Annotated in this window: 10 protein-coding genes and 1 pseudogene; 9 read left to right on the top strand and 2 right to left on the bottom strand. The window is 71.2% G+C overall.

Features of this window, described 5'->3' with window-relative positions; genetic code table 11:
- Positions 1-24 precede the first annotated feature (24 nt).
- The 5 genes from WDV06_RS17870 to WDV06_RS17850 all read left to right on the top strand — a co-directional run bounded on the left by WDV06_RS17870 (position 25) and on the right by WDV06_RS17850 (position 6,240).
- Complete coding sequence (locus tag WDV06_RS17870; protein ID WP_395510750.1) at positions 25-948, top strand: siderophore-interacting protein; 924 nt, start codon at positions 25-27, stop codon at positions 946-948.
- 139 nt (positions 949-1,087) lie between these two features.
- Positions 1,088-2,593, top strand: coding sequence for a pyridoxal phosphate-dependent decarboxylase family protein (locus tag WDV06_RS17865; RefSeq protein ID WP_395510749.1), 1,506 nt, complete (start codon positions 1,088-1,090; stop codon positions 2,591-2,593).
- On the top strand, positions 2,577-3,878 hold the full coding sequence (locus WDV06_RS17860) for a lysine N(6)-hydroxylase/L-ornithine N(5)-oxygenase family protein (protein WP_395510748.1): 1,302 nt from the start codon (positions 2,577-2,579) through the stop codon (positions 3,876-3,878). The genes WDV06_RS17865 and WDV06_RS17860 overlap by 17 nt, the downstream gene beginning before the upstream one ends.
- The gene (locus WDV06_RS17855; protein ID WP_395510747.1) at positions 3,875-4,462 is read left to right on the top strand and encodes a GNAT family N-acetyltransferase; all 588 of its coding nucleotides are present in this window, start codon (positions 3,875-3,877) and stop codon (positions 4,460-4,462) included. Before WDV06_RS17860 ends, WDV06_RS17855 begins: the two co-directional genes overlap by 4 nt.
- Complete coding sequence (locus WDV06_RS17850; RefSeq protein WP_395510746.1) at positions 4,459-6,240, top strand: IucA/IucC family protein; 1,782 nt, start codon at positions 4,459-4,461, stop codon at positions 6,238-6,240. The genes WDV06_RS17855 and WDV06_RS17850 overlap by 4 nt, the downstream gene beginning before the upstream one ends.
- Positions 6,241-6,581: 341 nt before the next feature.
- On the opposite strand, the pseudogene WDV06_RS17845 reads toward WDV06_RS17850, so the two are convergent.
- A pseudogene (locus WDV06_RS17845) lies at positions 6,582-6,923 on the bottom strand (DUF4279 domain-containing protein); the annotation flags it as partial.
- A gap of 116 nt (positions 6,924-7,039) precedes the next feature.
- On the opposite strand from WDV06_RS17845, the gene WDV06_RS17840 reads away from it, so the two are divergent.
- Positions 7,040-8,260, top strand: a complete 1,221-nt coding sequence (locus WDV06_RS17840; protein ID WP_395510777.1) for a serine hydrolase domain-containing protein — start codon at positions 7,040-7,042, stop codon at positions 8,258-8,260.
- 9 nt (positions 8,261-8,269) lie between these two features.
- Here WDV06_RS17840 and WDV06_RS17835 read toward each other — a convergent pair whose 3' ends face one another.
- Positions 8,270-9,868, bottom strand: coding sequence for a beta-N-acetylhexosaminidase (locus WDV06_RS17835; RefSeq protein WP_395510745.1), 1,599 nt, complete (start codon positions 9,866-9,868; stop codon positions 8,270-8,272).
- Positions 9,869-9,931: 63 nt separating this feature from the next.
- Here WDV06_RS17835 and WDV06_RS17830 point away from each other — a divergent pair, with 63 nt between their 5' ends.
- The 3 genes from WDV06_RS17830 (at position 9,932) to glmS (ending at position 13,116) form a co-directional block, all read left to right on the top strand.
- Positions 9,932-10,822, top strand: a complete 891-nt coding sequence (locus tag WDV06_RS17830; RefSeq protein WP_395510744.1) for a DUF4429 domain-containing protein — start codon at positions 9,932-9,934, stop codon at positions 10,820-10,822.
- A 106-nt stretch (positions 10,823-10,928) separates the two neighbouring features.
- The gene (locus WDV06_RS17825) at positions 10,929-11,204 is read left to right on the top strand and encodes a hypothetical protein (protein ID WP_079427144.1); all 276 of its coding nucleotides are present in this window, start codon (positions 10,929-10,931) and stop codon (positions 11,202-11,204) included.
- A 94-nt stretch (positions 11,205-11,298) separates the two neighbouring features.
- Positions 11,299-13,116: a glutamine--fructose-6-phosphate transaminase (isomerizing) gene (gene glmS, locus WDV06_RS17820; protein ID WP_395510743.1), complete on the top strand. Its 1,818-nt coding sequence runs from the start codon at positions 11,299-11,301 to the stop codon at positions 13,114-13,116.
- Positions 13,117-13,271: the final 155 nt, after the last annotated feature.

The following is a 13,271-nucleotide window of genomic DNA, read 5'->3' as shown; positions in this document are numbered from 1 at the left end:
GGTAACCCAGGGGGGGACCTCCGCATGACCGCCACCGCTTCCGCCGACGCCGCCTCCGGCGCGACCCCGGCCGCCGCGCACTTCCGCTTCTTCACCCTTGAAGTGCTGCGCACGCGCCGCCTCGGCCACTCGTTCCTGCGCGTGACCTTCGGCGGCGAGTCCCTGGCCGGCTTCCGCTCGGGCGGCTACGACCAGAGCCTGTCGCTCTTCCTCCCCGTCGGGGACCGGGAGCACACCGAACTCCCGTCCACCGACGAGGACATCTGGTTCGGTTCCTGGCGCGCGATGCCGGAGGAGGAACGCCCGGTGATGCGCTCGTACACCGTGCGCGAGCAGCGGCGTACGGACGGCGGGGCGGTCGAGGTCGACATCGACTTCGTCCTCCACGGGGACTCGTCACCGGCCTCCCGCTGGGCGGGCCGGGCGGTGACCGGCCGGCGGATCATGGCGATCGGCCCGGCCGTGGCGGAGAACAAGTCGGTCCGGTTCCAGCGGCCGGAGGGCGCCGACGCGGTGCTGATGTACGCGGACGAGACGGCCCTGCCGGCGGCCGCCGCGATCCTGGACCGGCTGCCCGCCGGCACCAGGGTGAAGGCCTGGTTCGAGGTCCCGCACGCGGACGACCGTCTGGGCCTGCACACCCTCGCGGACACGGACATCACCTGGATCGTGCGCGAGGACGGCGCGGGCGCGGCGGCGCGCACCGAGAGGGTGCTGTCGGAGCTGCGCGCGGCGCGGCTCCCCGCCGCCGAGGCCCCGTACGCGTGGCTCGCGGGCGAGGCCGGGACGATCAGGGCGGTGCGCCGCCATCTGGTGCAGGAACGTTCCGTCGACCGGCGCGCGGTGCGGTTCACCGGGTATTGGAGGCTCGGCGCGAGCGAGGAGCAGCTGCTCGCCGAGGCGTACGCGGGCCAGGCCCCGAGCGAGGACCCGGCGTCCGAACTGTAGTCAACTCCCTTTATTTTCAAGCCATTCGAGAAGGGCTCCGGCATCAGCCGGAGCCCTTCCTCATTTGTGATCTAACTTAGGTTAGGCTAACCTAAATCTTGCACCCACCCCCCTGCTCTCCCCGTCCGGAGGAAAGTTGATGCGCTCGCATCTGCTGAACGAGACGACCGCGGACCGCTACCGGCGCACCGTCACCGAGGGCGTCGACCGCGTCGCCGCCAAACTCGCGGCCACGCGGCGCCCGCACACCGGCATCTCCGTGGACGAACTCGCCCCGGTCATCGACGGCATCGACCTCGACCGCCCGCTCGGCGACGCGACCGCCGCCCTCGACGAGCTGGAGGACGTCTACCTGCGCGACGCGGTCTACTTCCACCACCCGCGCTACCTGGGCCACCTCAACTGCCCGGTCGTCATCCCCGCGGTGGTCGGCGAAGCCGTCCTGTCGGCCGTCAACTCCTCCCTCGACACCTGGGACCAGTCCATCGGCGGCACGCTCATCGAGCGGCGCCTCATCGACTGGACCGCCCGCCGCATCGGCCTCGGCGAGGGCGCGGACGGCATCTTCACCTCCGGCGGAAGCCAGTCCAACCTCCACGCGCTGCTCCTGGCCCGTGACGAGGCCTGCCGGATCGTCATGAAGCGGGCCCTGGACGAGGGCACCGAGCTCACCAAGGCCGAACTCCTCCCGAAACTGCGCATCTTCACCTCTGAGGCCAGCCACTTCAGCGTGCAGAAGTCGGCGGCCCTGCTCGGTCTCGGCTACGAGGCCGTCATTTGCGTCCCCGTCGACCGCCACCGCCGCATGGACACCTCCGTGCTCGCCCTGGAGCTGGAGAACTGCGCCGGCGAGGGCCTCTTTCCGATGGCGGTCGTCGCCACCGCCGGCACCACCGACTTCGGGTCCATCGACCCGCTCCCCGAGATCGCCCGCCTGGCCTCCGAGCACTCCGCGTGGATGCACGTGGACGCCGCCTACGGCTGCGGACTGCTGGTCTCCCCCACCCGCCGGCACCTCCTCGACGGCATCGAGCACGCCGACTCGGTGACCGTGGACTACCACAAGTCCTTCTTCCAGCCCGTGAGTTCCAGCGCCGTCCTGGTCCGCGACCGCGACACCCTCCGGCACGCCACGTACCACGCCGACTACCTCAACCCGCGCCGCATGGCCGAGGAGCGGATCCCGAACCAGGTCGACAAGTCCCTCCAGACCACCCGCCGCTTCGACGCCCTCAAGCTCTGGATGACCCTGCGCGTCATGGGCGCCGACGGCATCGGCTCGCTCTTCGACGAGGTCGTCGACCTCGCCGCCGCCGGCTGGGGCATCCTCGACGCCGACCCCCGCTTCGAGGTGGTCGTCGAACCGCAGATCTCCACCCTGGTCTTCCGCTACGTCCCCGCCCCCGGCGGCGACGGCGAAGGCCCGCGCGCCGACCTCCTCGACGAGGCCCAGCTGCACGCCCGCAAGGCCCTGTTCGCCTCCGGCGAGGCCGTCGTCGCCGGCACCAGGGTCGACGGGAAGCAGTACCTGAAGTTCACCCTCCTCAACCCGCAGACCACGACGGCCGACATCACCGCCGTCCTCGACCTCGTCGCCGCACACGCCGAGCAGTTCCTGGGAGAGTCCCTTGCCGTCCACCACTGAGCCCTACGACTTCATCGGCATCGGCCTGGGCCCCTTCAACCTGGGACTCGCCTGCCTGACCGCGCCGATCGACGAGCTGAGCGGCCTGTTCATCGAGTCCAAGCCGCACTTCGAGTGGCACGCCGGAATGTTCCTCGACGGCGCGCACCTGCAGACGCCGTTCATGTCGGACCTGGTCACCCTCGCCGACCCGACGTCGCCCTTCTCCTTCCTGAACTACCTGAAGGACAAGGACCGGCTGTACTCCTTCTACATCCGCGAGAACTTCTACCCGCTGCGCGCCGAGTACAACGACTACTGCCGCTGGGCCGCCGACCGGCTCGACAACGTCCTGTACTCCACCTCCGTCACCGAGGTCGCGTACGACGAGCCGACGGGCCTGTACGAGGTGCGCACGGACGGCGGCGAAACGTTCCTGGCCCGCCGCCTGGTCCTCGGCACCGGCACCCCGCCGCACGTGCCCGCGGCCTGCGAGAACCTGGGCGGCGACTTCCTGCACAACTCCTCGTACATGGAGCACAAGGAAGCCCTCCAGAAGAAGAAGTCGATCACCCTGATCGGCTCGGGCCAGAGCGCCGCCGAGATCTACTACGACCTCCTCACCGAGATCGACGTCCACGGCTACCGGCTCGACTGGGTGACCCGCTCCCCGCGCTTCTTCCCCCTCGAATACACCAAGCTCACGCTGGAGATGACCTCCCCGGAGTACGTGGACTACTTCCACGCCCTGCCCGAGGAGACCCGCTACCGGCTGGAGACCCAGCAGAAGAACCTCTTCAAGGGCATCGACGGCGAGCTGATCAACGCCATCTTCGACCTGCTCTACCAGAAGAGGATCACCATGCCGGGCCCGGTCCCCACGACCCTGCTCACCAACACCTCCCTGAACAGCACGGCGTACGACACCACCACCGGCACGTACACCCTGGGCCTGCGCCAGGAGGAGCAGGAGCGGGACTTCTCCCTCACCACCGAGGGCCTGGTCCTCGCCACGGGCTACAAGTACCGCGTCCCGGAGTTCCTGGCGCCCGTCCGCGACCGCCTGAACTTCGACGGCCACGGCCGTCTCGACGCCGGCCGCAACTACGCCGTCGACGTCACCGGCCGCGGCGTCTACCTCCAGAACGGCACCACCCACAACCACTCCCTCACCTCGCCCGACCTGGGCATGGCCGCGTACCGCAACGCGTACATCGTCGGAGAGCTCCTCGGCCGCGAGTACTACAAGGTCGAGAAGTCCATCGCGTTCCAGCAGTTCGCGGCCCCGGAAGGCACGTACGCATGAGCACCACGGAAACCCTCTTCACCCGCACCGACCCCGCCCTCGGCACCTTCTCCATCCGCCCCCTGGACCCCTTCTCGGACGCGGAGCTGCTCCACGGCTGGGTCACCCACCCCAAGGCCGCGTTCTGGATGATGCAGGACGCCACCCTCACCGAGGTGGAGCGCGAGTACGTGCGGATCACCGCGCACGAGCACCACCAGGCCTTCCTCGGCTTCCACGAGGGCCGGCCGGCCTTCCTGATGGAGAGCTACGATCCCGCGCACCTGGAGCTCGTCGGCCTGTACGACGCCCGGCCGGGCGACGTCGGCATGCACTTCCTCGTCGCCCCGACCGACACCCCGCTCTCCGGCTTCACCCGCGCCGTCATCACCACGGTCATGGCCGCCCTCTTCGCCGACCCGGCCACCGAACGGGTCGTGGTCGAGCCGGACGTCCGCAACACGGCGGTCCACGCCCTCAACGCGGCCGTCGGTTTCGTGGTCGAGGGCCCCGTCACCAAACCGGAGAAGGAAGCCCTGCTGAGCTTCTGCACCCGCGCCCGGTTCGAGGCGGCCACCGCCCTCACCACCGGGGTCTCGATATGAACCTCTCCGCCGACATCGCCCACCTCACCCCGGAGCTGTGGACCCGCGCCAACCGCGCGCTGGTCCGCAAGGCCCTGGCGGAGTTCTCCCACGAACGGCTGCTGACCCCGAAGCCCCTGGGCGAGGACCGCTACGCCGTCCTCAGCGACGACGGCACGGTCGAGTACCGCTTCCGCGCGGTCCTCCACGCCCTGGACCACTGGGCGGTGGAGGAGTCCTCCATCACCCGCCACCGCGACGGCGCCGAGCTCCCCCTCGACGCCCTGGACTTCCACACGGAACTCCGGGACACCCTCGGCCTGAGCGCGGAGGTCCTCCCCGTCTACCTGGAGGAGATCTCCTCCACCCTGGCCGGCACGGGCTACAAGTACACCAAGCCGCAGATCCCCGCCGCGGTCCTGGCCGCGTCCTCCTTCCAGGACATCGAGACGGGCATGACGGAGGGCCACCCCTGCTTCGTGGCCAACAACGGCCGTCTGGGCTTCGGCGTGCACGAGTACCGCGCGTACGCCCCGGAGACCGCGAACCCGGTGCACCTCATCTGGGCCGCGGCCCACAAGGACGTGTCCACCTTCACGGCGGGCGCGGGCCTGGACCACGACACGTTCATGCGCGAGGAACTCGGCGAGGCGGCGGTCGCCGGCTTCTCGGCGAAACTCACCGCCCTCGGCCTCGACCCGGCCGACTACCACTACTTCCCCGTCCACCCCTGGCAGTGGTGGAACAAGACCACGGTCACCTTCGCCGCCGAGATCGCGAACCGCCGCCTGGTCCTCCTGGGCGAGGGCGAGGACGCCTACCTGGCGCAGCAGTCGATCCGCACCTTCTTCAACACCACCACGCCCACGAAGCACTACGTGAAGACGGCCATCTCGGTCCTCAACATGGGCTTCATGCGCGGCCTGTCGGCGGCCTACATGGAGGCCACCCCGGCCATCAACGACTGGCTGCACCAGCTGATCGAGTCGGACGAGACCCTTCGCTCCGTCCAGTTCTCGATCATCCGCGAGCGCGCGGCCATCGGCTACCACCACCGCCAGTACGAACGCGCGACGGACCGCTACTCCCCGTACCGCAAGATGCTGGCCGCCCTGTGGCGCGAGTCCCCGGTGAGCTCCCTGCGCGAGGGAGAACGCCTGGCCACGATGGCCTCGCTCCTGCACGTGGACGCGGACGGCAAGTCCTTCGTCGGCGCCCTGATCACCGAATCGGGCCTCACCCCGGCGGACTGGCTGCGCCCCTACCTCCGCGCCTACCTCCTCCCCCTCCTGCACTGCTTCTACCGGTACGACCTCGCCTACATGCCGCACGGCGAGAACACGATCCTGGTGATCAAGGACGGGGTGGTCCAGCGGGCGATCTTCAAGGACATCGCCGAGGAGATCGTCGTCATGGACCCGGACGCGGCCCTCCCGCCCGCGGTCGAGCGCGTCCGGGCGGACATCCCGGAGGACATGAAGCTGCTGTCGATCTTCACGGACGTCTTCGACTGCTTCTTCCGCTTCCTGAACTCCATCCTCGTCACGGAGGGCATCTGCGACGAGTCGACGTTCTGGCGGGCGGTGGCGGACTGCGCCCACGACTACCAGCGGTCCCTCCCCTCCCTCGCGGACCGCTTCGCCCGCTACGACCTCTTCGGGGAGGAGTTCGCCCTCTCCTGCCTCAACCGCCTCCAGCTGCGCAACAACAAGCAGATGGTCGACCTCGCGGACCCGTCGGCGGCCCTCCAACTGATCGGCACCCTCAAAAACCCCATAGCCCCCTTCGCCCGACACTGACGCCCCCTCCGGGGGCGGGCACGCCCGCCCCCACCGAAGAACCGCGCCCGCCCGGGCCCCTCCGGGCGGGCGCTTTCGGCTATCCGTCGAGCCAGTCCAGCGGGTCGGCCTCGGGCGCTCCCGCCCCGGAGAAGCAGGTGAAGGTCAACGGGACCCCGAGAGAAGCCAGTTAGGCGAGAAATTCAGGGGCCACAGTCATCGTCGAGGAGCACTTCCAGTCCCAGTCCCACGGATTCGGCCACATATCGCGCATCGATCCCGTCCTTGGCGACCACCAACGCAGTGCGCAACTCATGCCATTCAGCGGACCCGCTCATATCGACCTTTCAGCGTCCATTGAACTATCGCTCATTCATGTTGGGCGTGATCCGCAACGGAATCCCCAGGTCTGCAACTCGGCGCAGAACGTCGGCGGGAACCAGATAACGCGTGCCGTGACCGGCGAACCCGTAGACAGCGAGGGAGACCTCAAACCCCTCCTCGCTCACGTCCCGCAGTTGCGGCGCACACCCTTCCGCGGCCGCGACCACGTATTCGAGCTGTTCCAAAGGATCTCTGGTGACCCGCTCATCACAGGCGAGAATCCAGTAGCCGCCCATCTCCCCAGATGGGCCCCACGGCTCCGGGTCGGGCGCCCCCGCGGAAGTGGGCTGCAACCCGAGGCGGGCAGACACCGAGACAGGGTCGAGATCGCGCGACCCCGGGGCGCTCGCCGCGCGGGGGGATTCGGGCGGATCTACGCTGGTGTACTGGCCGGGTCCTCGGACCGGGAGGAGTGGTCGTGGTGAAGCCGTCCCGCATGCGGTTGCGCCGGGGCTGTGCCGCCGCCGCTGCCGTCGGCGTGTTCGCCGGGCCGGTGCTCGCCGGCACCGCGTACGGGGCCGCGGCCATCCCGTTGCCGCCGCCTTCGCCGCCGCCGGCCAGTGCGTCCGCCGACACCGGGTTCCGCCCGCTCACGCCGGCCGTCGTGGCGCAGCTCGACGCGGCCGTGCGGCGGGTCATGCGCGAGGCCGCGGTGCCCGGGGTGACGGTGGGGCTGTGGGCCCCCGGGAAGGGGAGCTACGTCAAGAGCTTCGGCGTCGCGGACAAGGCGACCGGTGCGCCCATGAGGGTCCCGCTCCACGTCCGCATCGGCAGCGAGACCAAAACGTTCACCGTCACGGCCCTCCTCCGGCAGGTGGACCGGGGCAGGGCGGCCCTCGACGACCCGATCGGGAAGTACGTCACCGGCGTCCCGAACGGCGACCGCATCACCCTGCGCCAGCTGGCGGGCATGCGCAGCGGGCTCTTCAACTACAGCCTGGACGCGGACTTCGACAAGAGGTTCCTGGCCGACCCGAACCAGCCCTTCTCGCCCCGCGAGCTGCTGGACTACTCCTTCAGGCACGGTCCGCAGTTCGAGCCGGGCGCCCGCTTCGACTACTCCAACACCAACCTGATCCTGCTCGGCCTGGTCGTGGAGAAGCTCACCGGCCGCCCGCTCCACGAGGTCATCGCCCGTGACGTCCTGGCACCGGCGGGGCTGCGCTCCACGTCCTTCCCGACGAACGCCGCGCTCCCCGCCCCGTACGCCCACGGCTACACCGACCAGACGTCCTCGGGCCGGACCGAGGACGCGACCGGCTGGAACCCCTCATGGGCCTGGGCGGCGGGCGCGATGGTCTCCGACCTCGACGACCTCCGCAGCTGGGCCCGCACCCTGGCCACCGGCACCCTGCTGAAGCCCGCGACGCAGGCCGAGCGGCTGAAGACCACCCCGATGGGGGTCCCGGGCGCCGGCTACGGCCTCGGCATCTTCGACGTCCAGGGCTGGATCGGCCACAACGGCTCGATCCCCGGCTACCAGGTCCTGGCGGTCCACCTCCCGCAGGCCGGGGCCACGATGGTCATCGTCCTCAACACCGACTCCGGCCACGACGGACAGGAGCCGAGCACCCTCTTCGGCCAGGCGGTCACCGAGATCGTCACCCCGGCCCACGTCTACCCGGGCCACAAACAGCTCTCGCCGCGCACGGGCTGACCCGGCCGGCTACGGCCACGGCACCTCCGGGGCGCGGTAGTAGGTGATGTCCTGGGCGTCCAGGCGGGGCCCCTGGGCGGCGAGGCGGGCCCGGTGGGCGGGCCAGTCGAGGGCGGTGGCCGGGGACCAGGCGAGTTCCGCCAGGCTGAGGAGGCGGGGAAAGGCCATCAGTTCCCAGTCGGCGCGGGTGGAGATGGTCTCCGTCCAGAGGGGGGCCTCCACCCCCAGGACCGCCGGTTCGGGGACGTCGGGAAGGTAGGAGCCGGGGTTCCAGGAGTAGGCGCGCGGTGCGGGGACGTAGCCGGCCCAGGCCAGGCCCGGGCCGGTCCGCCGGTCGTACTTCATGTCGAGGTAGGCATGGTCCGCCGGGGAGAGGACCACCCGGTGGCCCGCCCTGGCGGCCGCCGCGACCGCCGCCTTCTCGGCGGCCGGGGTCCGGTCGTGGCCCCAGTACTGGAGGACCGCGCCCGGTGCCGGGCGGGCGGAGGCAAGCTGGTGCCAGGCCATCACCGTCTTGCCGTGCCGGGCCACCACCGCCTGGGCGCGGTCCATGAACGCCGCGTAGTCCGCCGCCGGGGTGGAGTGGGCCTCGTCGCCGCCGATGTGGAGGTAGGGGCCGGGGGTGAGGGCGGCGAGTTCGCCGAGGACGTCGTCGACGAACGCGTACGTGCGCTCCTTGCCCACGCACAGGGAGCTGAAGCCGACCTTGACGCCGGTGTAGCGGGCGGGCGCCTTGCCGTCGCAGGTCAGCTCGCCGTAGGCGGCCTGGGCGGCGTTGACGTGGCCCGGCATGTCGATCTCCGGGACGACGGTGACGTAGCGGTCCGCCGCGTAGGAGACCAGCTCGCGGTAGTCGTCCTTGGACCAGGAGCCGCCGGGCCCGCCGCCGACCTCGCTCGCGCCGCCGTACTCGGCGAGGCGGGGCCAGGAGTCGATGGCGATCCGCCAGCCCTGGTCGTCGGTGAGGTGCACGTGCAGGGTGTTCATCTTGTACTGGGCGAGCTGGTCGACGTAGCGCTTCGCCTGCTCCACCGGGAAGTGGTGGCGGGCGATGTCGATCATGGCGCCGCGGTAGGCGAAGCGCGGGGTGTCCGTCACCGTGCCGCCCGGGACCGTCCCCGCGCCCCGCACCGGCAGGAGCTGCCGCAGCGTCTGGCCGGCGTGGAAGAGGCCGGCCGGGGTGCGGGCGGTGAGGGTGACGCCCGCGGGGGTGGTCAGGAGCCGGTAGCCCTCCTCGCCCAGTTCCCGCGCCCCGCCGTCGAGGCGCAGCCGCACCCCGTCCCCGTCGCCGGGCCCGCCCGGCCCGTCCGCCACCGGCAGCGGCAGCCCGGTCGGCCCGCGCAGCTGCTCCGCCAGGAGCTCGCCGATCCGCCGGACCTCTTCCGGGGTGCCGGGGCCGCCGGTCCGGATGACCGTGCCCGCCCCGAAGGCGTACCCGGGCCCCTGGGCCCGTACGGAGGACGGGGCCGGCAGCAGCCGCTCGTAGGGGGTGAGGACGGCGGAGGCGGCCGGTTTGGCGTCGTCGCCGTGCGCGGCGGTGCAGGCGCAGGCGGCGGCGAGGGCCAAGAGGGTGCCGAGGGTGCCGAGGGAGCGGCGCAGGACTCTCATGCGCCCAGGTATAGGCCCAACGGCCCCCGCCCGGGCCCCACATACCGGTGGGAGAATGCCCGGATGGCGGAAATCATCCAGAAGGACGGTACGTGGACCTTCGACGGGGACGCGGTGCGCATCGTGCCGGGCCGCGACAAGGGGGTGGGGCTGCTGCGGCAGCAGCTCGGTGAGGTGGTCGTGCCGCTGCGCGCGATCGGGGGCATCAGTCACGAGCCGGGCCGCAAGTCCGGCCGGCTGCGGCTGCGGCTGCGCGACGGGGCGGACCCGCTGCTCCAGGTGACGGGCGGCCGGCTGCCGGAGTCCTCGGACCCCTACCGGCTGACGGTGGAGGCGGAGCGGGTCGGGGTGGCGGAGTACTTCGTGGACGAGGTGCGCAACGCGCTCCTGCTGGAGGGGGTGGACCCGGGCCCCTCGGAGGCGTACCTGCTGCCGGGCCCGGCGGTGCCGATCACGGTCGCTGCGGGGGACGGGACGGCCGCGTTCGACGGCGACCGGGTGGTGCTGGACTGGAACTGGACCACCGAGGACGCGAAGGCCTCGGGCGGCCCGCGCGAGTTCCGGGTCGCGGACGTGCGGGCGGTGGAGTGGGCCCCGTCGAAGGGGCTGGAGAACGGCTGGCTGCGGTTCACCCTGACGGGTGCCCCGCCGGCGCCCGCGCCCAAGTACGACCCCTGCGCGGTGGAGCTCTTCGGTTTCAAGAAGGACCCGCTGATGGCACTGGTCGCGGCGGCGGTGGCGGTACGGATGCCCCACCCGGCCGCCCCGGCGACGGCGGCGGACGCCCCCGCGGCCCTCCCCCTCGCGGACGCGGCCCCGGCCCTGGCGGGCGAGCCGGCGGACCACGACACCCTGCTGCGGCGGCTGCGCGAGCTCGGCGAGCTGCACCAGAGCGGGGTCCTCACGGCGGACGAGTTCTCGGCGGCGAAGGCCGCCATTTTGGGTGGTTTCTAACCCAACGAGACCGGAATCACCTATTCCCTGGTCCAGACCAGCATGATCCTGCCCGATTCCGGGCAGGATCTTTGCGTTTCTGCCCCTGGGCCGTCAATATCTACTGGTGCTCGACCGCCGACCGTCCCATGACGAACTCGTCGACCACCTGGTACGCACCACCGCGCTGCAGCGCGGCGAGGCCGCCCGGGTGGTGCTCGACGTGCTCGCGTACTTCGACGAGACGACCGAGGAGTTCGTCCGTCGCCGCCACCGCGAGCTGCAGTCCGGCGGAGCGGTCAACGCGGAGATCTTCGAGCGGATCGCGGCGGAACTGCCGCACCGCGCCGTGGCGCCCCCGGAGCTCTCGCTCCGGCAGCTGCGCCGCATCGTCTACGGCTGAGACGCCGCATCGTCTCCAGCGGCAGACGGGCCCCGGCACCGGGGCCGCTACGCGTCCGGGCACGGACACCGAACTTCAGGAGGGGCAACACCGTATGTGCGGAATCGTCGGTTACATCGGCAAGCGCGACGTGGCACCACTGCTGCTGGAAGGCCTCCAGCGGCTCGAATACCGCGGCTACGACTCGGCGGGCATCGTCGTCAACAGCCCGAAGTCGGCGGCCCTGAAGGTCGTCAAGGCCAAGGGCCGGGTCCGCGACCTGGAGTCCCGGGTCCCCAAGCGCTTCGCCGGCACCACCGGCATCGCCCACACCCGCTGGGCCACCCACGGCGCGCCGAGCGACATCAACTCGCACCCGCACCTGGACGCCGAGAGCAAGGTCGCGGTCGTCCACAACGGCATCGTCGACAACGCCGCCGAGCTCCGCGCCAAGCTGGAGGCCGACGGTGTGGTCTTCGTCTCCGAGACCGACACCGAGGTCCTCGTCCACCTGATCGCCCGCTCCCAGGCCCTCACCCTGGAGGAGAAGGTCCGCGAGGCGCTCAAGGTCGTCGAGGGCACCTACGGCATCGCCGTCATGCACGCCGACTTCGCCGACCGCATCGTCGTCGCCCGCAACGGCTCCCCGGTCGTCCTCGGCATCGGCGAGAAGGAGATGTTCGTCGCCTCGGACGTCGCCGCGCTCGTCGCCCACACCCGCCAGGTCGTCACCCTCGACGACGGCGAGATGGCCACCCTCAAGGCCGACGACTTCCGCACCTACACGACCAGCGGCACGACGACCACCGCCACGCCCGAGACCGTGGAGTGGGAGGCCGCCTCCTACGACATGGGCGGCCACGACACGTACATGCACAAGGAGATCTCCGAGCAGCCCGACGCGGTCGACCGCGTGCTGCGCGGCCGGATCGACGACCGCTTCTCCACCGTGCACCTGGGCGGCCTGAACCTGGACCCGCGCGAGGCGCGCGGCATCCGCCGGGTCAAGATCCTCGGCTGCGGCACCTCCTACCACGCGGGCATGATCGGCGCCGGGCTCATCGAGAGCCTCGCCCGCATCCCCGCCGACGCCGAGCCGGCCTCCGAGTTCCGCTACCGCAACCCGGTCGTGGACCCCGACACCCTGTACGTCGCCGTCTCCCAGTCCGGTGAGACCTACGACGTGCTCGCCGCGGTCCAGGAGCTCAAGCGCAAGGGCGCCCGCGTCCTCGGCGTGGTCAACGTGGTCGGCTCCGCCATCGCCCGCGAGGCCGACGGCGGGGTGTACGTGCACGCCGGCCCCGAGGTCTGCGTCGTGTCCACCAAGTGCTTCACGAACACCGTGACCGCCTTCGCCCTGCTCGCCCTGCACCTGGGCCGCATCCGCGACCTGTCCGTCGCCGACGGCAAGCGGATCATCGAGGGCCTGCGCAAGCTCCCCGGCCAGATCCAGGAGATCCTGGAGGGCGAGGAGGACATCAAGAAGCTGGCGGCCGAGTACGCCGAGGCCAAGTCGATGATGTTCATCGGCCGGGTGCGCGGCTACCCGGTGGCCCTGGAGGCCTCCCTCAAGCTGAAGGAGATCTCCTACATCCACGCCGAGGCCTACCCGGCTTCCGAGCTCAAGCACGGCCCGCTCGCGCTCATCGAGCCGGCGATGCCGACGGTCGCGATCGTCCCGGACGACGACCTGCTGGAGAAGAACCGCGCGGCGCTGGAGGAGATCAAGGCCCGCAGCGGCCGGATCCTGGCGGTCGCGCACCGGATGCAGGAGAAGGCCGACCACACGATCCTCGTCCCCAAGAACGAGGACGAGCTGGACCCGATCCTGATGGGCATCCCGCTCCAGCTGCTGGCCTACCACACCGCCCTGGCCCTGGGCCGGGACATCGACAAGCCGCGCAACCTGGCGAAGTCGGTCACGGTCGAGTAGGACCCGGCACAGCACCGTCCGCGGCACACGGCAGGGGGGGGGGGGGGGGGGGGGGGGGGGGGGGGGGGGGGGGGGGGGGGGCGCGGGCGGGGCCGGGGGGCGCGCGGCCCGCCGCCCCCCCCCCCCCCCCCCCCCCCCCCGCCCCCCGCCCGGCC

The sequence above is a fragment of the Streptomyces racemochromogenes genome (genome assembly GCF_044129415.1).
GTDB lineage: Bacteria > Actinomycetota > Actinomycetes > Streptomycetales > Streptomycetaceae > Streptomyces > Streptomyces racemochromogenes_A.
This window is presented reverse-complemented; position numbering and strand designations above follow the sequence as displayed.